Annotated in this window: 29 protein-coding genes; 20 read left to right on the top strand and 9 right to left on the bottom strand. The window is 58.2% G+C overall.

All coding sequences use genetic code 11. The features are described 5' to 3' along the window. The first annotated feature begins 134 nt into the window (after positions 1–134). Genes DBR36_RS03525 through DBR36_RS03520 form a run of 3 tightly spaced genes read left to right on the top strand, consistent with a single transcriptional unit; the run spans position 135 to position 1,776 of the window. Positions 135–458 (top strand): hypothetical protein, encoded by a 324-nt coding sequence (locus DBR36_RS03525; RefSeq protein WP_108317594.1) that lies wholly within the window; start codon positions 135–137, stop codon positions 456–458. Between the two features lie 4 nt (positions 459–462). Next, entirely contained in the window at positions 463–639 is a 177-nt protein-coding gene (locus tag DBR36_RS17530) for a hypothetical protein (protein WP_181373463.1), read from the top strand. A gap of 42 nt (positions 640–681) precedes the next feature. After that, the gene (locus tag DBR36_RS03520) at positions 682–1,776 is read left to right on the top strand and encodes a hypothetical protein (protein WP_108317593.1); all 1,095 of its coding nucleotides are present in this window, start codon (positions 682–684) and stop codon (positions 1,774–1,776) included. A gap of 177 nt (positions 1,777–1,953) precedes the next feature. On the opposite strand, the gene DBR36_RS03515 is transcribed toward DBR36_RS03520, so the two are convergent. Continuing rightward, positions 1,954–2,508 carry a hypothetical protein gene (locus DBR36_RS03515; protein ID WP_146185209.1) on the bottom strand — a complete coding sequence of 185 codons (555 nt, stop codon included), beginning with the start codon at positions 2,506–2,508 and terminating at the stop codon, positions 1,954–1,956. 97 nt (positions 2,509–2,605) lie between these two features. On the opposite strand from DBR36_RS03515, the gene DBR36_RS17240 reads away from it, so the two are divergent. The 5 genes from DBR36_RS17240 to DBR36_RS03490 all read left to right on the top strand — a co-directional run bounded on the left by DBR36_RS17240 (position 2,606) and on the right by DBR36_RS03490 (position 5,866). Beyond that, the gene (locus DBR36_RS17240) at positions 2,606–2,836 is read left to right on the top strand and encodes a hypothetical protein (RefSeq protein WP_146185208.1); all 231 of its coding nucleotides are present in this window, start codon (positions 2,606–2,608) and stop codon (positions 2,834–2,836) included. Between the two features lie 10 nt (positions 2,837–2,846). Continuing rightward, positions 2,847–3,044 carry a hypothetical protein gene (locus tag DBR36_RS03505; RefSeq protein ID WP_108317590.1) on the top strand — a complete coding sequence of 66 codons (198 nt, stop codon included), beginning with the start codon at positions 2,847–2,849 and terminating at the stop codon, positions 3,042–3,044. 854 nt (positions 3,045–3,898) lie between these two features. Further along, the gene (locus DBR36_RS03500) at positions 3,899–4,453 is read left to right on the top strand and encodes an endonuclease domain-containing protein (RefSeq protein ID WP_219927609.1); all 555 of its coding nucleotides are present in this window, start codon (positions 3,899–3,901) and stop codon (positions 4,451–4,453) included. A 36-nt stretch (positions 4,454–4,489) separates the two neighbouring features. Then, positions 4,490–5,086, top strand: coding sequence for a hypothetical protein (locus DBR36_RS17235; RefSeq protein ID WP_146185207.1), 597 nt, complete (start codon positions 4,490–4,492; stop codon positions 5,084–5,086). A gap of 441 nt (positions 5,087–5,527) precedes the next feature. Beyond that, positions 5,528–5,866 carry a histone-like nucleoid-structuring protein Lsr2 gene (locus DBR36_RS03490; RefSeq protein ID WP_108317587.1) on the top strand — a complete coding sequence of 113 codons (339 nt, stop codon included), beginning with the start codon at positions 5,528–5,530 and terminating at the stop codon, positions 5,864–5,866. 86 nt (positions 5,867–5,952) lie between these two features. On the opposite strand, the gene DBR36_RS17230 is transcribed toward DBR36_RS03490, so the two are convergent. Together DBR36_RS17230 and DBR36_RS03480 are read right to left on the bottom strand one after the other, a co-directional pair. Continuing rightward, complete coding sequence (locus tag DBR36_RS17230) at positions 5,953–6,771, bottom strand: hypothetical protein (RefSeq protein ID WP_146185206.1); 819 nt, start codon at positions 6,769–6,771, stop codon at positions 5,953–5,955. Between the two features lie 65 nt (positions 6,772–6,836). After that, the gene (locus DBR36_RS03480) at positions 6,837–7,127 is read right to left on the bottom strand and encodes a hypothetical protein (RefSeq protein WP_146185205.1); all 291 of its coding nucleotides are present in this window, start codon (positions 7,125–7,127) and stop codon (positions 6,837–6,839) included. A gap of 440 nt (positions 7,128–7,567) precedes the next feature. On the opposite strand from DBR36_RS03480, the gene DBR36_RS17225 reads away from it, so the two are divergent. The 4 genes from DBR36_RS17225 (at position 7,568) to DBR36_RS03470 (ending at position 10,667) form a co-directional block, all read left to right on the top strand. After that, entirely contained in the window at positions 7,568–7,906 is a 339-nt protein-coding gene (locus tag DBR36_RS17225) for a hypothetical protein (protein WP_146185204.1), read from the top strand. A 2-nt stretch (positions 7,907–7,908) separates the two neighbouring features. Next, a complete protein-coding gene (locus DBR36_RS03475; protein WP_108317584.1) occupies positions 7,909–9,519 on the top strand; it encodes a phage/plasmid primase, P4 family in 1,611 nt (536 codons plus the stop codon). Further along, complete coding sequence (locus DBR36_RS18810) at positions 9,516–9,686, top strand: helix-turn-helix domain-containing protein (protein WP_375136050.1); 171 nt, start codon at positions 9,516–9,518, stop codon at positions 9,684–9,686. Before DBR36_RS03475 ends, DBR36_RS18810 begins: the two co-directional genes overlap by 4 nt. Before the next feature lie 636 nt (positions 9,687–10,322). After that, positions 10,323–10,667: a hypothetical protein gene (locus tag DBR36_RS03470; RefSeq protein ID WP_108317583.1), complete on the top strand. Its 345-nt coding sequence runs from the start codon at positions 10,323–10,325 to the stop codon at positions 10,665–10,667. On the opposite strand, the gene DBR36_RS17525 is transcribed toward DBR36_RS03470, so the two are convergent. The 3 genes from DBR36_RS17525 to DBR36_RS03460 all read right to left on the bottom strand — a co-directional run bounded on the left by DBR36_RS17525 (position 10,628) and on the right by DBR36_RS03460 (position 14,419). After that, positions 10,628–10,858, bottom strand: a complete 231-nt coding sequence (locus tag DBR36_RS17525) for a hypothetical protein (RefSeq protein ID WP_181373462.1) — start codon at positions 10,856–10,858, stop codon at positions 10,628–10,630. The two genes, DBR36_RS03470 and DBR36_RS17525, sit on opposite strands and share 40 nt — an antisense overlap. Before the next feature lie 83 nt (positions 10,859–10,941). After that, a complete protein-coding gene (locus DBR36_RS03465; RefSeq protein WP_108317582.1) occupies positions 10,942–12,675 on the bottom strand; it encodes a UvrD-helicase domain-containing protein in 1,734 nt (577 codons plus the stop codon). Then, positions 12,653–14,419, bottom strand: coding sequence for an ATP-dependent endonuclease (locus DBR36_RS03460; protein WP_108317581.1), 1,767 nt, complete (start codon positions 14,417–14,419; stop codon positions 12,653–12,655). The genes DBR36_RS03465 and DBR36_RS03460 overlap by 23 nt, the downstream gene beginning before the upstream one ends. An 835-nt stretch (positions 14,420–15,254) precedes the next feature. Between DBR36_RS03460 and DBR36_RS17220 the strand changes: the two genes are divergently transcribed. Further along, positions 15,255–15,461, top strand: a complete 207-nt coding sequence (locus DBR36_RS17220) for a hypothetical protein (protein ID WP_146185202.1) — start codon at positions 15,255–15,257, stop codon at positions 15,459–15,461. Positions 15,462–15,570: 109 nt separating this feature from the next. On the opposite strand, the gene DBR36_RS03455 is transcribed toward DBR36_RS17220, so the two are convergent. Continuing rightward, a complete protein-coding gene (locus DBR36_RS03455; RefSeq protein WP_108317580.1) occupies positions 15,571–15,993 on the bottom strand; it encodes a hypothetical protein in 423 nt (140 codons plus the stop codon). 199 nt (positions 15,994–16,192) lie between these two features. Here DBR36_RS03455 and DBR36_RS17215 point away from each other — a divergent pair, with 199 nt between their 5' ends. The 6 genes from DBR36_RS17215 (at position 16,193) to DBR36_RS03430 (ending at position 19,739) form a co-directional block, all read left to right on the top strand. Further along, positions 16,193–16,474 (top strand): hypothetical protein, encoded by a 282-nt coding sequence (locus DBR36_RS17215; RefSeq protein WP_146185201.1) that lies wholly within the window; start codon positions 16,193–16,195, stop codon positions 16,472–16,474. A gap of 20 nt (positions 16,475–16,494) precedes the next feature. Next, complete coding sequence (locus DBR36_RS03450) at positions 16,495–17,250, top strand: recombinase family protein (protein ID WP_108317579.1); 756 nt, start codon at positions 16,495–16,497, stop codon at positions 17,248–17,250. A gap of 127 nt (positions 17,251–17,377) precedes the next feature. Then, complete coding sequence (locus tag DBR36_RS17210; protein ID WP_146185200.1) at positions 17,378–18,184, top strand: hypothetical protein; 807 nt, start codon at positions 17,378–17,380, stop codon at positions 18,182–18,184. A gap of 59 nt (positions 18,185–18,243) precedes the next feature. Next, positions 18,244–18,930: a hypothetical protein gene (locus tag DBR36_RS17205; RefSeq protein WP_146185199.1), complete on the top strand. Its 687-nt coding sequence runs from the start codon at positions 18,244–18,246 to the stop codon at positions 18,928–18,930. 274 nt (positions 18,931–19,204) lie between these two features. Further along, positions 19,205–19,462, top strand: coding sequence for a hypothetical protein (locus DBR36_RS03435; protein WP_108317576.1), 258 nt, complete (start codon positions 19,205–19,207; stop codon positions 19,460–19,462). Positions 19,463–19,553: 91 nt separating this feature from the next. Next, the gene (locus DBR36_RS03430; protein WP_258222534.1) at positions 19,554–19,739 is read left to right on the top strand and encodes a DUF4314 domain-containing protein; all 186 of its coding nucleotides are present in this window, start codon (positions 19,554–19,556) and stop codon (positions 19,737–19,739) included. A 52-nt stretch (positions 19,740–19,791) separates the two neighbouring features. On the opposite strand, the gene DBR36_RS17200 is transcribed toward DBR36_RS03430, so the two are convergent. Continuing rightward, positions 19,792–20,088 (bottom strand): hypothetical protein, encoded by a 297-nt coding sequence (locus DBR36_RS17200; RefSeq protein WP_146185198.1) that lies wholly within the window; start codon positions 20,086–20,088, stop codon positions 19,792–19,794. 67 nt (positions 20,089–20,155) lie between these two features. Beyond that, on the bottom strand, positions 20,156–20,494 hold the full coding sequence (locus tag DBR36_RS03425) for an Lsr2 family protein (RefSeq protein WP_181373461.1): 339 nt from the start codon (positions 20,492–20,494) through the stop codon (positions 20,156–20,158). A 476-nt stretch (positions 20,495–20,970) separates the two neighbouring features. Here DBR36_RS03425 and DBR36_RS03420 point away from each other — a divergent pair, with 476 nt between their 5' ends. Beyond that, positions 20,971–21,426 (top strand): hypothetical protein, encoded by a 456-nt coding sequence (locus DBR36_RS03420; RefSeq protein WP_108317574.1) that lies wholly within the window; start codon positions 20,971–20,973, stop codon positions 21,424–21,426. Positions 21,427–21,504 lie beyond the last annotated feature (78 nt).

Here is a 21,504-nt window from a genome sequence, read left to right as displayed (position 1 = left end):
TCACCGCCAGCGGAAACCACCCATGGCGCGGTTCAGCAATGGGTGGTTCAGCGTTCAGGCAGAGTCGGTGACCACAAGGCGTCTACCGGTGGTCTCGTCGCAAGCCTTTGAGGAACCGGTTATGGTTCCAGCCCATGACCATCCTCAAGCGGTTCGTAACCATTGGTTCGCTGTCGATCCTTGGTCTGTTCGGAATCTTCGTGGTTTCTACGCCTTTCTTGCGTGAACCACCCACACCCGTGGTCAACGTGACCATCGAGCCGCAACCACTGAGCGAAGACCAGCAGTCGAGCCGTGACCACGAAGAACCCACCGGCGAAACCACTGAGGACGGTGGCGTTACCACTTCCCCCGCTTACCAAACCGGCGAACGAACCGGCGAGCAACTGAACCACCTGTGGACGGAGACCAAAGACTTCACCCGTGGTCTCTGGTTCACCCTGACCGAGAAGGAGTAAGACTATGGCAACCATGAACCGCGAACAGTGGGAGAACTCTGAGGACTGGCGCTCCTTGGTCTCGCCCGCAAACCACGAGAAGTTTCTTGAGACTCTGGCCGAGAGCAAGCGCGAGGGCAAGGAAGTGAAGCGGGTGATCGTGGTCGGCGGGACACCCATCGTCTACGACGTGAGCGACTGAACCAACCTCCTTCGCGTGTCATCCCTCTGCGAGGATGAGCCCGTGCAGAACGACGACAGCCTGAAGTGGGAACGCTACATTCTCGATCTCGTCTACGACGGCGAAGGGGAGTTCGGAGTCGAGCACGCCGACTCACCGGACTTCAAGATGACCCGCAACGGCTACACGTTCGGCGTCGAGATTACGGAACTGTTCAAAGATGGTTCGAGTGCCCGTCTCGTCAAGCTGCCGGACTACATGCAGCGCCTCATCGACGGCGAGCGGCCCGTCCACAAGGACGACGTGAAGGGCATCAACGTAGCGACTGTCCGCATCGAAGATCCGGACGGGACAGTCGTACACGAGGACCTCAAGGTCATCATCAGCGAGACCGGCTCACTGCGGGATCACGCGGACGCCCTCGCTGAGCACATCGAGAGGAAGAACGACGCCTTCCAGGGCTATGCCCACTCGGTGGGTCACATCGACCTGCTCATTGGTGACCACTTCTCAAGCGGAGAGTCCATTGGCGAGACGTACTCGACCGCGGAGTTCTTTACTCCCCGGCTTCGGGAAGCTCTTCGGGTGTCACCGTTCCGCGAGGTCATGCTCATCACGAATCTGCTTTACGACAACGCGGCATGGGTGCCGCTGCGCCAGCTCGAACTCATGGAGAGCTTCATGGTCTTCGTGTACTGCATCTACCAGAGCCAAGAAGCGCTGGCGCTCCTCGAGGAGGCGGACGTAGTGCACCTCTATGCAGACGAGATGGACGCTCACGGCACCCCCGTGACGCTGCGATCCGAGAACGGATTTGAGTTCGCCGCTCGTGGTAACTCAAGCGTGGCGTATACCCCCAAGGACGGGACGATCGTCCACGAGTATGGGGACCTGCCGGTGGACGACATCGAAACGGTCCAGCGGCGTCACATCGATCTGCCTGAAGAGGTTAGGTCCTTCATTCATGAGGAGTACCAGCGCGCCCGTGACGGAGGGGCGGGGTTCGAAAGCGAGTACATCAGGAAGGTTCGTGATGCCGTGTGGCCGTTCGACACGGCCAGGCGAACGCAGTCTTTCGAAGCTACGGCCATCGACCCTGGCACTTCGGGCCAAGGCCACGTAGAGGGCGCTGGCTCGCAGTCTCCCGAAGCTTCCTGAGGGGATCGATACGACATGTGGCCAAGCAGCCGAGAAGCGCAGATCACGTCCTAGCGTTTCGCCTCACCGACTATGAAGGGCGGTCCAGTTGGACCGCCCTTTCCGATAGTTACTCGTGGATGAGGAAAGCCTCCCCAGCAATACGACATAAGTTGCTGGGGAGGCTTTCTGCTTTGCTCACTTCCTGTCTGGGTGAGTGATCTTAATAAGCCCCAACTGCCGTAGCTCCTGCTCATCACCCGTCCACATGCGAGCCAGGTCCGCGTGGTCGATCCCGATCTTTTGTGCGAGTTGGGTGGAGTTGCCTGAGAACTCTGAGGGCATCTGATAACCAGCTTCCTCAAGTCTTTTGGTGACCCCGAAGTGAGTCCTCTTGCTACCCCCGTAGGTCGTGAACTGATCACGGGCCTCGTATCCCTTCTTCAGGGCCGCGAACCTGTCCTTGAACCGCGGCTTGCTTCCTCCCTGGCTCTCCGGTCTTCCCTTGGCTGCTAGCTCTGACGGATGAACGCCTAGGAACATCGCTTGCCGAATCACGGACCAACCGGTAGCCCTCTGCACATCTTCATAGCCGAACTCGTGTACGCGCGAGCATCGGCCGTCGGCGCAGTCCTGGCAGTTGCCAAAGATGTTCAACCATTCCTCTCGGTTGAAGGGGTAGTCGCTGGCGGGCATCCAGCCGCCTTTCCCGTTTCCAATTTCCATAGCCTTCTCCAAATTGAGTTCACTCACTCGATGAACTCGTTAGAGACGTCTCTAACGCGGCTTTGAGAAGACATCGGGGAACAGGCCTCGATAGACCGCTCAAGCCATCCACGAAGGAGACACCATGACTACGCCATTCCCCGACCTGCCCAGCACCGAAGAGCTATTCGATGAGCCGACCGCTGAGATTGTGAGCACCGAGCCGCCTACCGACAATGAACACGAGCACCTGACCCTCACTGCATATGCTCGTAAGCTCGCTCAAGACCTCAAAGCGGACATCGATCGCCGTGCTGACCAGGCGGAAGCCGAAGGCAACATTGAGCTTGCTGCCGACCTGAGACGAATCCGCTGAGGAGGCCACCATGGAGAACTTGAACGCAGATTTCGCCGCCTTCCTCAAGAGTGAGGAGGCCCGCAAGGAGCCGATTGACACCGGAGACTGGCGCAAGCGCATGGCTGATGATGCCAAGAAGAATGGTGACCTGAAAGCCGATGCAACCCCGAACACCACCCTGGTGAACAAGTACTGGGACGCCACACCCGATGAGGACAGCGCCTAACACCTCATCTATTGATCGAGCACCCTAGGAGGCCGGTAACCGCATAGTTGGTTACCGGCCTCTTTCGTGATTTCTGAGCGGTGCGCTGGTCGTAGCGTAAGAATCCTCGCGGTTCTATGGGACAGAGGTAGCGTTCATGAATGCGATACGCGGTGGCTTAGACCATGCCTATACAATCCCTACGCCACGCGAATGCAGACCCCGCGGTAATCTTGGGAATCCTGCCGTCAGCTTCAGAAACCGTACCTCTCCAAAACCTCCCAACGTTCGATACCGTCACTGCGACTCCCACTGTCTGTGCCAAGGGATTCTAGAAACCGTCGAAGACTCCTGATCACCCAACGTGTGACACCAAGTCCCCCTCCACAGCAGCAATGTGCGACACACTCCCAGACCCCGCACCTCAACAACGTGTGACACGTTCCCACAGACCCCGCAACCCGAAGACGTGTGACACGTCCCTGAACCGATCACCTGAAAGACGTGTGACACGTCCTCGCCTCGGTCGTCAGCAGCGTGTGACACCTTCCGGCAGTTCGAACAACTGCGGGCAGCTTCCGTAACTCACCGTTTACGGCTACACCCTTCGTCCAAACCATGACGATGTGCAACCGATGGTCGTAGACAACAAAGATGTTTGCCTACTGACTACCTGATCTATCTGGGGCGACGAGGAAGTCCGCCCCAGACCCTCCGTTCCTAAGAACGGCGAGCAGTGCTCGCTGGGCCACGCAGGTGGTCCTTTTCTTTTTTTCTTTGCGTATCGCCATGGGAAGGGTCGCGTATAGACCTTTCCACGGTGCTCCGTCCTGCGTGTCGATATATGACCCATCACCCACACTCAGGAGACCACCATGACTCACGAACGCCGATGCTCACTGCCCGAATGCGACAACAGCCTCTACAGCCGAGGCTTCTGTCTGAACCATTACAAGCAAGCTCGAAGGAGGGGTGAGTTCCTTTCGGAGGAAGAGCGATCACGCATCTGTAGCTTGATGAATTGTGAGAAGTGGGTCAGCTATCCAAGTGAACGCTTCTGTTCGGCCCACCACTTTCGCATGATGACCTACTCGATCAGCGCCTCTCAGCAAGAAGTGTTGGTTTCACTCTTCGATGGTCAGTGCTACATCTGCAAGGCCAAGGCTGGTACAGACATTGACCATGACCATGCTTGCTGTGATCGCAAAGGCAGTTGCGGCAAGTGCGTTCGCGGCGTGCTGTGTGGTTCTTGTAACAGGCTTCTCGGAGTCGTCGGCGAGTCGGTCGATCGGCTGAACAAGCTCGTCGCGAGGAAGCCTGAACGAGCCGCCATCTACTCAGCTGCCGTCACCTACCTAGAGGCGGGCGCGGGGCGGGACCGCTTTGCGAAGCTCCTAAGCGAGGCTCAAGTTTCTAGCGGAGCACGTTAGAGAACTCTGCAATCGACCTCATCTAGGAGAAACATCATGAAGCTATGGAAAGGATTCGCTGCCGCGGCACTCGTGCTGGCGGTGGCACCAATTGTCGGTGTCACCACATCCGGCTCAGCGGAGGCGGCGTCACCAACAGTGGTGAAGGCCGCGGCCACCTCCTACAACCCGTCATGCGAAAACCCGGACGGCTCATACAACGGTGGCATCTGCGAGAACGATGGGCTCCTACGTCCTGTCCTGAAGAACGAGGCCAACCCAAGCTTCCCGGCGTCAGCCGCGGGTGATCGCGTGAAGGTAACGGTCACCCGCGATACCCCGACCTACCCTCACCCTGTTTACTACGTGCAACCTGGTCAGACGATGATGACCCACACAAGCGCAACGGCCTCTCTTAAGGCTTCGATGGACTTCGGCTACGAGCAGTGCGTAGGGCCGCAGGGCCAGAGTGCCGCATATTGCGCTGGCTACTACAGGAACATCCCCGCGATACCCTACTTCGAGATCCTGCCAGCCTCCGAGCGCTTCCCGAAGCTGACCTTTGAGACTACTTGGCAAGGTTTCCTCGATAACACGAGGACCGTCTACAACGATCAGACTTCTTCGCAAGTCGTTGCTGAACGGATCAACTGAGGGGCTTCAACAATTGGGAGGGGTGCGGTCTTTGGATCGTGCCCTTTCTCGGTTGACTGGCGGAGACACTGGTGGTTGACAGTTGGTGTCAGCAGCGAAGGCACGGCTGTGGACGACGATCTGAGCCGTCCTGATGGGGAACGCATGATTCCGCAACCGGTCAGAGCTAGACGCGCAGAATCGATCCTCTGACGCCCCACGGCGATAAAGGACTGTGAGTGGTTCGTTCAATGCGTGGTGGCGGCCTCGATCACTCACCTCCCTGAAATAACGCGTAGCTTTTCTCAATCACGCGTTAGAAATAGCGTATGAACGGGAGTCGGAGTCCGGCGAGGTTGCGACTCCCGTTCATACAACAACCCTCGTAGGAACACTCGAGACCCTGCGGGGGTTTTTGTGTTGGTGCTGCCCACGAGGATTGCTTGATGTTAAAGTCTGCTCATGGCTACCCGTACCGTCCTCATTGACGACCTTGACGACTCAATCACCGACGACGTTGAGACGATCACGTTCTCAGTCGGCAAGCACAACTACTCGGTTGACCTCGGAGCAGACAACCGAGAGAAGTTCTACAACGCCTTGGACCCATTCATCAAGGTGGCTGTCAGCGGCAACAACCCCTCCTCCACCTTGAAGCGCGAGGCCGTTCCCGCTAAGGAGATCCGCGCATGGGCGAAGCAGCAGCCCGAGAAGATCAGCAGCCTCGTGAAGTCTGACCGAGGCGCTGTCCCCAAGGCTGTCATCGCCGCCTACAACGAGGCCAACGGCACCAAGTACTGACCTCATTTACTGCGAACAGCCCCCGAAGTGAATCGGGGGCTGTTTCCGTTGGCGCGAGCGATTGGCCCGTAGACCCCATCGACACGTCAGAGCGCTGGTTCGGTGTGCTGCAACTTATCCACAGCTGAAGGCAGTGCTTCCGTCAACAACCTTGCATCGACTTCACCCGCCCGTTCGAGAGCATCCGTCAAAACTTGAGCAAGCCGTTGCCGAGCCTGCTTCATGACACCGCGCTTAGCATCTTGTTCAGCACGACGAGCAGCCGTTCGAGCCTCGCGAGCCGCACGTTCTGCCTCTTGCTTCACAGCGAAGCGCACCGTCCAAGCTTCTCGTTCTGCCTGCTCAACAGCACGCCGCTCAACGTCCGCCCGCTCGATGTCTAGCGGATCAACGGCTTGCGAACCGTAGGCTTCTAGTTGGGGCTCATGGTGGTACTGGGGAACGTCTTGATCGTCGTGAGGAAAGTAGTCGGCCTCCGGTAGAGCATCATCGTGATAGATCGGAGCGTAGGCCGCCTCAAACTCTTGTGCCTTTCGCATGAGCGCATCGAGGTTCGCTTCTGGATTGGAGTCATCTGCTTGGGGAGCACGGTCTTGCTCCTCGCGCCACTCTCGCTCCAACCGTTGCCCCCGGAGCAACCGAGCCATGCTTAGATTCGCTTGCTCTTGAGTCGTCTCTTGAAGGCGGTTGTCCTCAGCCCGCGCATTGGCTTCATGGAGAAGGCGACCAAACTCAAGACCGTCATAGCTATGTTGGCGGATGTACTCGACTCGCTCATCCCGAGGCAGACGAGCTAGCCGCTCGATTAGGCGCTCATGCGCTTCCGCTATGCGAGCGTTCTCAGACGCCCGTGCTTCCCGAATCTTGCGGTCACTTTGGCTCTTCTTCGACGTATCGCGCCCCATGAAACGGATCGTAACTATAAATACATGACCAGCGCGACAGTTTCGGCGCAGCGCTATAAGAAGGCCTATGAAGGGTCAGGCAGCTTGAACGCGATCCGTGTGTGCACATTGGATGCGGGGTCGCGCCACGCCGCGAGGATCGTCTCGACTCGCCCCTCGAAGTCGATGTCCAGTTCGAGGTTGATCGTGCGCCCCTCGATGAACACGAAGGCCTGGTAGAACTGCGACGAACTCCTGCCGACCTTCTTCGCCTCAACAGTGCCGATCGCCGTGCCCTCGAACCGCACTTCCCAGCGCTGTGTCCGGTCGGTTCGGGTACGAGGAGGCAGCGGAGTCGTAGTGAGGTGGGGGGTCACGCGGGAAGGATATCCACGGCCCCCGACATCCGGCGTGCTGGCCGACGTTCTCCGCTCACCGGCCCAGCGGCGACACGTTCAATCGTCGACGGCAGGAAGCTCGCTCAGGATCGATCCTTTGACGTCTGGCGGCACCGGATGAACCGCGGTCGGCGCGATTGTCAACAGATGTCAACGACCGCATCCGTTCATGACTCCCCGAATGACGTTAGAGACTGCCAGAAATCTATTTCAGCGTAGATCGGCTATCTAGTCAGATTGTCGATATAAGGCTGTAGATAGGTAAGGGTCCAAATCTTGCCGAAACCCCCTGAGATCGAGTAACTGTTCTTCTCCTCTCTCAGGGGGTTTCTTCTTCTCCGGCTAGCCGCGTTAGAAACCATTCCGATATTACTTCTGCCGATTGGACCCGGCATCAATCTATCTAGGAGAAGAACATCATGGTCAACATTGACGCCCTTTATCGTCGCGCTCGTAGAAGCGTGATAGCTCCCGACTGGGTCAAGCCATACCTTGCCGTACACCCATCGGAAGCTCGCAGAATGCTTAAGTCGGCTTTCTTTGAGGGAGTGCTCGCCCGAGAGGAAGAGTCTGCCATTCGAAGCTTCATTGACGAACTCGCCCTAGCCGATGAGACCTCCACGGCTTATCCCACCTGGAACGAATTTGTACGCCAAGAGTTTGAGCGTCCCGAAATGTCCGAGGACGAGTGGTGTGAAGCAGTAGGCAACAGCGGATTCCCCGAGAAGAACAACAATGGAAAGAAGGACGGCAAGTGAACATGGACATTCAAGACTTACTGATGCCCGAGGCCGTGAGCGAGGACGAACAAACCAAACAGGTAGCGGCCGCGACTAACGCGGCTGCGAGGAAGGCAGCTCAAGCACGGGCCGTCCACAAGGCCAACGTGGAAGAGGAAATCAACGACTCTGCACTAGCCCGCCGCATGGCCGCGGAGCTAGGTGACACCATGACCTTCGTTACGGAGTGGAAGAAATGGGCTGTCTATGAACCGGCAGGCTTCTGGGTTGAAGCCTCGCCTCAAGAGGCCGAGCGTCGCGTCATCGAGTGGATTGAGGGGTTCGTAGAGGAGGTCAAGGAGGGTGGAGACAGCGTGGCTCTTAAGGCCGCTCGCGCCTATCTCAACACCGGCCCACGAACCAACCTCCTCAAGACGGCAGCCGCGTTCGTGAACATTTCTTCCGCTCGCTTCGACAGGAAGAAGGATCTACTACTCACCGCAAGCGGCGTGGTGAATCTACGCACCGGCGAGATCCGAGCAGCGAGGCCAGATGACCTGTTCACCAAGTACACGCCCTACGCCTATGAGCCCGGATTCAAGCACGAACTTTTGGACGCGGTACTCGGAGCATTCCCTGACGATGCGAAGCTCTACTTGCAGCGAGTAGTTGGCAACGGCCTCACCGGCTACCAACCTTCCGACGCATCCGTCTTCTTCTTCAAAGGAGGAGGCCGCAACGGTAAGACCACCTTCCTGGAGTGCCTGAAAGCCTTCGGCGGCTCGAACGTAGTTAGCCCTCCGAGCTCGCTCCTCATCGGCAACCGTGACGGAGGCGCTGAGCCGGAACTCATGATGCTCAAGGGTGCTCGGACGGCACTGATCGAAGAGCTTCCGGATGCCAAGCACCTCAACGCCCTCGCGGTGAAGCGAGTGAGCGGCAGTAAGACTCTTTCGGCCCGGTTGCTCCATCAGAACACTGAGACCTTTGAGGTCACCAACACCGTGTTCATCACTGCAAACGTGCTGCCGCGAGTTGCCGAGACCGACGATGGCACATGGAGGCGACTCGTCGTGATCCCTGCCCCGTTCAAGTTCATTCGTGAGGGTGAACCGCTCACGGAGCCGAATCACCGAAGACAGAACGACGCACTCGTGAATGCGGAAGAGAACGCCGACATCATCAAGGCGGGACTGGCGTGGGCGGTAGAGGGAGCGATGCTCTGGTTCGCCAACGGCATGAAGGAGTACAGCAACGACACCGCGACCTCGACGGACATGCGACTTCCGGACTCCGTGAGTGAAGCATCCGCCACCTGGCGTGAGAACGACGACAAGATCGGCTCCTGGATCGATGCACGGCTAGATCAAGACGCTTCGACCTTTGTCCTCCTGAGTGATGCCTACGACAGCTACAAGGAGTACTTGAAGTCCGAGGGTCGACAGGCAGAGGCCGCTTCGACCTTCCGAGTGAACTTCAACCAGAACGCAAGAGCCAAGGATCTAGGCCTCGTCGCTCTCGCCAAGGACCGCCACACCGGACTCAACCACTCGATGTGGGAGCCGGAAGAAGTGGCGCTATACGGACGGAGCTACACCGCACGAACCGCACCCGCTCAGGCAAACACAATCAGAGGAGCACGATTCAAATGACCAGCGAGAAACGCCCAGTAGGGAGACCCGCGCGCTTAACCCTTGAGCAGTGTCAAGAGGTGAGCCGACTGCACTACGAAGAAGGGATCAGCTACCAAAAGCTAGCCAATCAATTTCAGGTAGGGGTTGGGACTATTGATCGAGCCCTTAGGAAGATCGCCTCATAACCATAGTCATGTCCAACGAAAGTGGCGCTAGATCCCGGATCTAGCGCCACTTTCTCGTTTCTGTGACCAAAGACGGTCACACGGTCACGCCAGAAAAGCATGGACTGGCCGTACTTCTTCAAGCGACTGTGACCGAGTGTGACTTGATCGGTCACACCGAAAAAGCATGGACTGGCCGTACTTATCTAACCCTTTTCTACCTTTTGTGACTGTGACTTGAGATATTATTACTGGCTACGTGCATACCCGCGCCCGCATGTGTGGGAGTAGTCCACAGAAAAAAGATATTCTCGGTCACAGTCACAGATCGCGTTTTCTGACCTAGAAGGCATGGACTGGCCGTACTTTCTAGGTGTGACCGATCAAGTCACACTCGGTCACACCGTGTCAAAGAATCATGGACTGGCCGCACTTCTTCGTGGTGACCGTCTGGTCACACTTCCCCGCCACACCGAGCGGCCGTCCTCTGACACGCTGGCTCGCGTTCTGGTCTTACCAGATAGACATTGACCCGATTATGCGATCCGTGGCCGATACTCGCGGAGACTGCCGCTGGTCGCCTCTGAGAATGGCTTGATCACTTTCCGGCGGATCGCGTTAGAGACTCCATCGTCCACTCGACCCTAAGGAGACCTCATGAATGACCTCTCGTGGCTGACAGAGCCGCACGACGACTACTGGCCGCTGATCGAGCCCCACACGGCAGCGCTCGACGGCGAAGAGCGAGCATCACTCGTACGGGACGCTCTGACAGCGAACGCCATCGACCGAGCTACTATCCGCGCCGAGCGGAAGGCCCGCCGCAGCGGGACTGAGCTACGTACCGCAACGGAGCAATGGAACGATCTTGACCCCGTCCTCGAGGCTGAGCTTGCCTCCGATGAGTTCAGGAACGCTGCCGCCTATATCCACGTAAGTCGCCAGAGGTTTCCCGGTCCCCGCTACTCCCTGGAGGAGCTTGACGAGGAGTTGAACCGATGAACTACGTAAGTTCCGGCCTCAGCCCGGAAGAGCGAGAGCGACGTGAACTTGAACGTCTCCGAGACCTTCGAGAGCTTGCTCGCGCCCAGGAGTTTGCGGATGAGCGCGCCAACCTCCGCAACCGTCGTGCCGAGCGGTTCATGTGTGCCGTGGTCGGTTTGGTCGGCGGTACCTGCCTTGGCCTCCTTCACCTCTTCTCCTGACTGAGACCCCAAAGCCCCGACGTCTTCAAACACCCGCGTCGGGGCTTTGCTGTTGGCGCTGGCGGTCGCGGTTAGTAGCCGAGCAACGGCGTGGGGTCCCGTCGAGGCGTAATGATCGTCGCCCGACTCTTCGCCCGGGTGACGGCGACGTTCAGTGCGTACCGAGCCGACTCCAGATCCCGCTGTGTCGGATCGCGCTTCAGTAGGGGAGTGTGTTTTTCCTCGTAGACGATGACCTCATCAAACTCACGACCTTTGGCTCGATGAATGGTCATCACAATCAAGTCCCGGTTGCCTCGCTTGCTGCTCGTCAGTTGATACTGGAGGACTGCGGCGCGCATGATCTCCTGAGCGCCGCTGTAGGAGCCCGAGGCTCGCCAAAGCCCGGCGAGGGAGGCTTCGATGTCCGAGCCGCGCGTCACGAAGTTGAGCATCCGAGCCGAAGCGGCCATGGAGACGAGCTCCGGTGCGTTCGAGGCTGCCAGGGAGGTCACGAATGCGAGATAGTCCCCGAGTGCGTGGCCAGTCCTGCCGTGGTCGAGCGAATAGTCGACCACCGATCGGAGCGCCGTGACGATCTTGACGTTGACGTTCTTGCCCAGTCGAAGATTGCCACCATACCCCTCTAGTTTGCCCGCGAGCGTTCGAGCTGTATTAGTCAGCTTGTCCGACTTGGTTCGAAGGTAATGTGCCATTGCTTCGCATGCCTGCGCATAGCGATCGTCTGCATCCGCGTCTATCTGCAAGACGGTCGCTATGAAGATGAGAGCCGCATAGCCCTCCTCCTTCCCAGCGTGGATATCCAGTTGAAGTGCCGGTAGAGCGGGTTGCTGTTGTGCCACGCTCAAATATTCGTATACGCGACCAGATAGAGCGTTCGATGGCGTGAGGATAGCAAGCGTGCCCCCACCCTTTTTCCGCAACCTATTCAGGGTCTTCAGTACTTGTGCCTTCAGCGTCAGAAGAGGAGGGTAGTCACTCCCGACAAGTCTCACTTCCTCGTACTCGCCATCTAGCTGACCGCGCAAGACATCGCGGCCGAATCGCGTGATGGAACTACCTGGACTTCTCCAGTTCCACGCAGACAGATCTATCTCTATTGGCGAGAACTCGTCTACAAAATCCGCGAAGCGAGTATCGCTGGCGCCTTCCACGAAGTCATATATTCGTTGATCAGGGTCTCCCAGAGCAATCAGCCGAGAGTGTTGCCCCAACGTCTTGACTAATTCCCACTGATCGTCCGTAGTGTCCTGAAATTCATCCAGAACGATCAGAGGGTAGGCCGACGTGTAGGCCTTGAGAAGGGTGGGGTTGCCAGCCAGTATCCGGTTGGACAAAGCTGCAAAATCATCGAATCTGACATGTCCAAGCTGTTCGAATTGTCGAATGAACTCTGCTTTGAGGTCGACATCAACGTTATCGAGGTGGGATCGGAAAGAGTTCTGTTCTGCTTGCGACATGATGCGTACGCCACGAGGTGCGCCCAGTAGGTAACCGTGGCTTCTTAGTATTGACCAAGCGAAACTGTGGTAGGTGCCTACCTCCAACCGACGGCGGTCCTGTCGCGCCAATTGATTAGCAGCGTGCTCCGCGATGCGGTCAACCGTTGCGTTGGCGAAGCTCAAGAAGAGAACGCGTTGGTGATGCCCGCCTATACCCGACTCGATGGTCAACGCAGCCTTGCGGAGAGCGACGGTCGTCTTTCCGCACCCAGCGCTTCCGATCACTACCGCGTGACCCTGGGCCGCAAGGAGAGGAGCGACGGCCTCTTCGTAGGCTTCATCAGCGGCTGACGGCGTTGTCATCAGCCTCTTCCTCAGGTTCCGAGGGCGATTCCGCAGGAGCCTCGCTGGCCTCCTTCAAGGCTTCGAGGATCGACGTCATCGTGGCGGGGAAGTCGTCCTCTACAAGACCGGCCAATAGATCGGCGGCGTAGCGGTCGCCCTTGCCCTTCTGAAGAAGCCTCTTCAAAGCTTTCGCGTAGCTCGCATCGTCTTCCCCTTCGGGCTCACCAATATGTGAGGGCCACACTCCGACTGCTATCAGTTCGTCCACGTACGCTTTCTGAGCGTCTGCTGGAACCTCCGCCAGTACGAGCGCTTCGAATCCCGAGTACTGCTGCTCGAACGCTAGGTCCGCGCTGGCTTCAATCTCGTCTAGTCGGTCGGCCGGCTGCTGGTCGAAGACCGCTGCTACCTGCTTGTTCAGGCCGCGGAAGAACGCTGAGAATGCCGCGACGTTGGTCTCACCCTGAGCGTCGAAGATGGCCCATCCACGCGTGTCGAGTCTCGCAAACCTCTCGGGGTTTGTTCGTGCAGCTGTCTTAGACAGAGCCGCGTAGGACGCAGCTTCGGTGTCTCCTTCGGTGACGAGGACGCGCCTGGCGAGCAGTGCTTCACAGAACCGCGTACGAATTCCGGAGCGGAAGATCTTCGCCTTGAGTGAAGCAGGGAGATCTACACGCGTTCCGGCAAGGGTCCCCGTGGTGTGCTCCCGGGAGACGACCATCATCTGCTCCGGTTCAAACTCTTCCAGGACATAGGGGGAATGAGTCGTGAAGATCGCCTGCCCTCCGAGGCCCGTGATGAGATCGACCACGCGCTTCTGAGACGTAGGGGGTACTGATATCTCGGGTTCCTCCATCGCGAAGATGACGCGGCCACTTCGCTTCTCGGCGATCAGGGTCAACATAGCGATGACCAGGGAATTGATGGTGCCTGACCCTTGGTGATTGAAGGGTGCTGCGTATCCCGGCGCACCGGTGGCCATGAACGACCGCAGCACATGACGAAGATCATCACGCGTCAACTCGGAGACGCGCAGGTGGGGTGCGTCAGCCCACTCCATGGCCACGATTCGTTTCATCGCTGCGTCGATGCTTGAGAGGACGTTGCCGAACTCCGTGTTCTCGTCGCCAGCGACTGGGATAACACGCAGTCGTTCGAGGAGGTTCTCCCACATCTGTACCTCGATCTCGAAAGCACGCAGCACGAAATCGAGGAGCGATCCACGCTCCATCGACATGGCACGTGTTCCGGTACGCAAGGCACGGAGCAGGAGGAAGCCGAACTCCCGCTTGTCGACCGACTTCGCTTCTTGAGTCGGAGTCCCGGCCTCATCAACTGGGCTGCTGAACCACGTGCGGCCTTCGAAGTCGTCGTCATCTGGGTCGTAGCGGCCGATGAACGTCACTCGAACGCAAGGAACTACATCTGCGTCGGGCGTTGGCGCTGAATCCGATACCGACCCGGTGGACTCGTCCCAGAACTCGAGGTTGCCGCGGAACCGCGACTGTAGCTCGTCATCCAGATCGACAATCACCACTTCAACTTGTATCTGCGTGTCGAGGTAACGACCGCCGTAGAAGTCGTGCTCATCGATGACAGGACGGCGATGGAGCCGGTCCGCACCAATGGCCAGCTCTACAGCTTCGAGCAACGTGGACTTGCCGGAGTTATTGTCCCCCAACAAAACAGCGTTACCCGTCAGCCGAACGTCGGCCGAGGAGATCCCCCGGAAGTTGCTCACGATGACTCGCGCTATGTGCATCGGCCCCCACCTTCAGTCTTCGACGCAGCACGCCAACGTGCCACCCCTCCGAGGATTGCAGATTCCCGCTTCCTGGCGGGTTCGACGCGCGCGCCCCGACCTGTCGCTGGCGGTCACTGGATCGAGTCTCCGCGGGCTTCCCGAACGGTTCGTGTGTTCATGTGATGGCAGGTGGCTGAGCGAGAGAACGCGAGCCAGCAACGTGTTACACGTCCTCGGCGCGATATTGCCTTCAGGCAGATGGTGTCAGTACACCGCCACGAGGAGGCAGCCCATGTTCCACACCACAGCTACCGGTGCAATCGTCCCGTGCGAGTTCAACGCAGATGCTTGCTTGAAAGCGGATCACTTCGACACAATCACCGCTGCCCGTAGGGAACTACGGCTTGAAGAGCTTGAGCGATCCTGTGACGGGCCGGTAGAGCGCCTGCCCGAGCAGTGGGGCCGCCTGTACTTCCATGAGGAGCCGGTGCGTGCGCAACTTCTCTCAGCGGCACGTTAGAGAGACCTCCATAGGCCCGATCACAGGAGGACGCCATGACTCATCAATCCGAATGGACGCTCGAACTCGTTCAGTATCTATACCCGGAACTTACCGAAGCGGAAGCCAACCAAGAGCTTGAAGAGATTCGAGACATGCTTGCGCCGATTCCCTGAGCAATCACGTTAGAGAGCTATCCATGACAGTGCACAGGAGTCGCCTATGACTTAAACCGAACCTTCCTAAGCTCAGGACCCCCACCGGCTTCTTTTCCCTTCCTGTGGGGGTCTTGTTCTGCGCACTTCCGGAAACAGCTCGTTAGAGATTCAACTACCCGAACCTAAGGAGACTGTCATGGACCTCATCGAACTCATTTGCCTCGCCAAGGATCGATCCGCTGGGGAGCTTCAGGCCCGTGGTATCGACAACTACCTACTCCGCAATAGCCTCCGGGACAATCTCGTGGAATGTGGCCTTTCCTGTGACGAGTGCCACCGCGAAGAAGCATGGCGAGCGATCATCGTTCAGGCCTTGGCTCAGGTTTCCAGCAGAACTCGTTAGAGAACCACTCGTAACGCGCTACCGAAGGAGCCGCTATCGATTACTGACCCTTGCTAGCTGTAAACCCCTCATCGTTAATTGCCTGGCGGTGAGGGGTTTGTCTTTAGCTTCAGAGGTGAGCGGCAAGCGCCTCGCGCACTACCTTGAGATCCGACTCGTGGTCCTTCACGATGAGGTGGCTTCGAACAGTGAAGTAGCTCATGGGGATGATGACGAGTGACAGCCCACGAGCAGGGATTAGCTCCCGCCGCCTGTCGTCGTAGAGCTTCCGCTGAATCCCGCGGTGTACTCCCGAGACGGTGAGCATGTCCGGCTTGTCGAAGTGCTTGACGGCCTCGGTGTGCTGCTTCTCGTGGAACTCCACCACGAGCCGAAGCGAGGGATAGTAGGCGTCCACCGGTAAAGCCCTTCGATTGCCGCTCTTCGGGGAAGGGTCACCCTTCAGCCACTCGAAGGTGTGCTGTCGCCTCCCCTTCGAGCCGAGCGCCTCATCGCAAAGGTCGAGCACGTAGGACTCGTTCTGCTTCGCCATGAGCCGAGACTAGCGCGGGGTCCCGACGCTGGTACCGCATGATCGAGGGAATAGCCGTTCAGACGTGACAGATACCCCGGTATCCAGCACCACGTTTCCGTCTACACGTATCTGTTGCGATATTCACGACGGAATCGGTGGTTGCTGAAAAGACTCGTTAGAGAGGTCTATATACAACAAACCTCGCCAAGGAGTCACCATGACCACCATCAACCCCCTCTCAATCGTTAGTCCTACCGTCACCAACACCTCAACCATCTCGCCCGTAGGAAAAATCGTGCTCGCCGCAGCTCTCATAGTTCCTGCAATAGCGGGCTTCAACTGGCTCACGGATGCGATCACCCATGACGTGGCGCAGACCGCGACTTGCATCACCTCGGTGACGAGTGCCAGCGCATCCGGTCGAGACGAGTGCCTGAGCAACGACCCGCAGACCGCTCGTGTGGCTGTTCAGGTCGCTGAGACCACCAAACGCTTCTGAACCCCAACAAAGGAGACCCCATGACCATCAATAGCAAGAACTTCCCGAAGGATTCAGAAGGCATCAAGCGAATCGGTTACGTCCGCTTATCCCGAGACGATGCCAAGTCGATGTCCGTAGAGAACCAGATGAAGGCTCTGGCTGAGTACGACCCCGCCATGCAGATCGTGGTTGACAAGGGCGTAAGTGGTGAGACGAACATCACGGACCCGAAGACCGCCTGGAACCGCGAGCTTATGCCTGCGCTTCAGGCCCACCCCGACACCCAGCTAGTGGTCTACACGCTCGACCGTGTTGGCCGAAAGAAGGGCAAGGTCATGAGCGCCATTGAAGACCTGATCGACAACGGCGGCACCCTCTACGTGCTGCGTGACAAGAAGCTTTATGACAACCCCGAGAACTTCGAGCAGGCAGTGCAACTCGCGTTGGGCAGCCTCGTGGACGAGAACTACCGGGTGGAAGGCACCTTGAAGACGCAACGAGCCATCGACGTGCTTAAGCAGGCGGGAGTCAAGCTCGGGGCCCCGCCTCGACTTCACGACAAGGACGTCAAGCAGATCCGCGACCTGCATGAACGCGGACTCGGCTTTGCCTCAATCGGAAAGATTGTCCGCACCCGCCGAGCCAGAGACGGCGAGTGGCAGAACACCTCACCGCGAGTCATCAAGCGAGTGCTTGATGGCACCTACGAGACCCGGGAGGAGTTCAACCGCAAGAACGGCATTGCCCGCCTGTCCATGCTTCTGTCCGAGATTGGGCCAAGGGATGCGTCATGAGCGCCGCCACTGAAGCCGTCCGGCCGCAAGGACTGGCTCACGCCCTCATCTCATCAAGCCTCACCACCGTTGAGGTCAACCACATACTCGCCACAGGAGTCATCCCCACAGAGCCCAAGGAGCAGTCATGACCACCACCGTCCCTGACTTCGACATCTTTCCAACCATCGCGCCCAAGCGAGACACCGCGCCCGCTCCACGGGTCATCGCGACAGACGTACCGCGCTTCAATCCGCCCATTGAGCGTCCTCTGCCACCGGTACCCGAAATTGTCTTCGCTGAGCCACAGCCGTCTGCACCGACGATGCCTGAACCCGTCGCTGATCCGCTGCCTGAGGTTCCAAGGCGCGACCTCCGGCTGCTCGCCGCTGAAAGGACCCTCTTCGCGAGTCTCCCGGTACGAGCCCGTCGACGCCGTGAGCATAAGCCTCCGACTCGCAGCGAGTTCAACCTCCGAGACGAAGAGGGGGCCGCACTCGCCGCCGTCATCTTCCTCATGGTGGCCATCGGCTTGATCATCACAGGGCTCTTCATGAACCTTCAAGCGGGCACGACGCAGACGGCCTTGATCAAGTCCGCGCTGTTGAGCCGCACCGCCGCGGAGTCTGGGCAGGATGCCGGTCTCTGGTCGGCGATGCAGCGCGAGTGCGAGCCAACCGTTGAGAGTGGAGAGTTCGGCTACACCTATGAGCTTTACGGATCGGACTTCAAGGTCCAGCCACCTACCGGCGACAACCTGTTTGGCGCTCATGCCGGCTGTCCCGAGACGGGTGACTACTACCTGTTGGTCAAGAGCATTGGAACGGACGGTCGCGGACGAGAGAAGGAAGTCGTGTCCGTCTACCAGTGGGGTGACGGTACCGAAGAGACCACCTTCGATTCGGAGGCTACGGAACGAGCCATGCCGAAGCTCATCACCCGTACCGAGAACTAGCCCCCGCCGATAAGAGACACGGGACAGTTGGTGTCAGAAGCACCAGAGAGGAGGACACGATGAAAGTACACACGACGGCTGACGGCACCTTGGCGCGATGTAGGGCCACTAAGCGCAAGGGCCAGGGAGTAAGCGACTGCCCGCTTGAGCAGGACGGTAGCGAGGTACGTCACTACGACAGCTTGCTCGCCATTGCCAAGGACGGCGGCGGCACGATCAAGAAACCCATTGGTAACGGTGAGCACCGCTTGACCAAGATCAGCGGCCTTCTCCCCGGCGGAGGTTTCTATGCATCTACCGGCAAGCTCAAGCGATCCTACGATGGCGGTGGCGTACTCGTTCCTTTCAAGAGCCGCTCGCTAGACCCAGCTATAAATGAATGGGCGATCCCCAAGGAACGGGCCAAATTTATCGCAGATAACGCTCCGTACGAGCTTCGCCCATTCTTCAAAGAGCTTACGAAAGAGCGGCTTGAGCGCGGTGACATCTTTGACCCTTGGCAGGCCTACTACATGCTCGCCGTTGAAGAACTGTCCCCACAACAACAGAGGAAGCTACGAGCGAGCACCGAAGACCAGATGATTGCGGTGGCAATCTCCGAACTTGCTCACCCCGACTTCGAGAATGATCAGCAGTGGCGAAACTCCATGAACCGCCGGATGATGCACGAGGCTATGCCAAAGACACTCGCCCGCTTGGAGCAGCAAGCCGAAGAAGCTCAGATCGATCGAGACTTCTTCGCTTAGCCGAAGAGCGAAGCCCCTGACAGACCGAACCTGTCAGGGGCTTTCTAGTGCTCGTAGGAGGCGCTGGATGCGAGCCTGAGCGACTTTCTCACGATGGCCGCATAATGACACGCCATCGCTGTCGAGAGTGCCAGATTGACGCTGGTGAAGGTGTCACACGTTCGTCAAATACAGCGCTTGAGAAAGATTTCTTGGAGTAGTTGCGCTCTGCTAGCAGCCGGTTACATTTCCAACTACCAACGCTTCACCCAACAAATCGATCGAAGGAAAGATCATGGCTGACACCACGAAGACCGCTGCCACTCCCGTCAAGACCGCCGACGTCAAGGACGAGGTGACGCTTCCCACCAACACGGAGATCACCCAGACGATCCGCCTCATCCGGTTCAAGCTGTCTGGCCTGCAGGCTGACGCCCGCCGCAGTCGTCCCTTCATGAGCCCGTCCCAGAACGAGGCCGTCGCGAAGGTCAAGGCCGCCGTCGCCGCACTCGAGGACTTCGCGAACTACCTCGACAAGCAGCCGTCTCACTAAGTCGGCTCCCTCCGAACCCTCGCCACGGCGGGGGTCTTGGAGCATGTGCTCGCAGATTGACAGAGTCCTAGAGCCGGTTAACGTCTGCCCTATGACCACTATCTCCTCCGGTACCCGCATCCGTTTGATTTCCACGACAGACGACATGACCCGACTCTGTGAAGGCGATGAGGGGACGGTAGACCACACCGACTCCATCGGGACCGTCCATGTTGACTGGGACAACGGTTCAACCCTTGGACTTATCCCCGGTGAAGATCGCTTCATCATCCTCTAAGCCTGAATACAACGAAGCCCACACCACGACGGTGTGGGCTTTACAGTTGGTGTCAGTTCCGGGGAAGCGTTACATCTCCTCGATAGAGGTCGCTTTCGATGTGCGATACCTTCTCACCTGTCCTAGAGACCCCAACCCACACATAGGTTCCCTCCCGATAGCTGATGGACCAACCTGCTCGGTAGAGAGCATCTGCCAGAGTCTCGTCTGCGCCGCCGGGGAAGAACGCGTCACCGGATGACGGCGGTTCGAACTCGTCCAGGATCTTCTTTAAGTCGTCCATCGACTGAGGTTTCTCGTCGATGATGCGGGCGAGCGTTCGGTCGTATGCGTCCCAGTAGGCCTTCATGGGATGGCACCGTAACTGGCTCTCGCGGTGCGTGCGACCGCAGACTCGGTGCGAGTTTGGCCAGTAATCAGGCTTCCGCGTAGCCGTTGGCCTCTTCGAACAGCCTCAGGAGTTCCTTCTTGACCGGCCCGCGTTCAGGGATCTCATGTCCGTTGGCCTGTAGCCACTCGCGGGCCTCGCGCGGTTCGTAAGCTCTCCGCTCCACTGCCGGTGCCTCAACGGCTCGCGGCGGGCGCTCCCCCGTGCCGCTCTTGCGAGCGACCCCTATGTAGGGAGCCAGCAACTCCGCCAACTTCTCCTCGTTGGTCCGAGAGAGTTCCAGCTCGTAGCTCTGGCCACGAAACGCGAACGTAACGGTACTGCCCTCATCTCCCGCGAGAACAGTTCCGTCGAGGTCGTCAATCATGTTCTGAACAAATCCCATACTCCAACCATACTCGGCCTGCCTCAGGGGTTCAATCCTTTGCGACACGCCCGGGATACAAGTTCCCTCAAACTTTCGGGAACTAATTTATCCGCGTAATTCCGGGGGTTTGCTGGAGTTTAAACAATTAGTTTGCTCTTGGAGGTTGCGCAGGGTTTAAACCTCTGGCAAACTAATTCTTGTCGGGAGGGAAAGCCGAGCAGGGTCCGAGAAATCGAATCGCGCCGGGTCGTGACACTAAACCTTCAGTCTGTGGTGAATGAAAATTTCACGTGAGCGCGACTCGAACTTTGAAAATTACACAGAGACTCAGCATCACTCGAAAACGCACTACCAGATTCGCGTGCCAACAATCTTCGGAGCATGGTCTTTACCTGAGCCTGCTCCCCCAATCAAGAGCACAACATATCCACGCAGTACGAACCCCATCCATCACATCAACGAAAGTAGAGAAAATTATGGACACACTATTTGACACCGAGCTTGAAGTTCCCAAGGACGACGACTTCGACTACATGGCCAAGATGCTCGCCTCAGACGGAATTTTCCAGCTCAGCAAAAGTGACTTCGAATGGACAGTGCTCGTCAACATCTTCTGCGAGCTAAGCAGGCTGGCGTGCACCCTCGTCGAGTTCGCGCACATCAATCATCCCGACGTGTTGCCTCAGGACGTGTCGGGCCTTCGACTCCGCGAGGGCGGCGTGATCGAGCTCGACATTGACGCAGGAATTGAGGATCAGGTTCTCACCTGCACTGTCACCGCCGAGGCTATGCCGTTTGCTTTCTTCCGGCTTCGAGAGGCTATCCAGGAGGACGCAGAAGATGCTTACTGCATGGAGTTGGTTGAGAACTTGGACAGGTTACTCGGCCACGCTCGCTCGGCCCGCGAAATTCTCAATTCTCTCACCGCTTAAGCCAACACAACTTCGGGATCAGCAGGACTCACCCTGAGTCCGTCCCGTACCCCGAGCGACCGCTCGAATCATTACAAG

Source organism: Microbacterium sp. HMWF026, from assembly GCF_003061325.1.
GTDB lineage: Bacteria > Actinomycetota > Actinomycetes > Actinomycetales > Microbacteriaceae > Microbacterium > Microbacterium testaceum_E.
The sequence above is the reverse complement of the archived record's forward strand: the minus strand, read 5'-3'. Positions and strand labels throughout refer to the sequence as shown.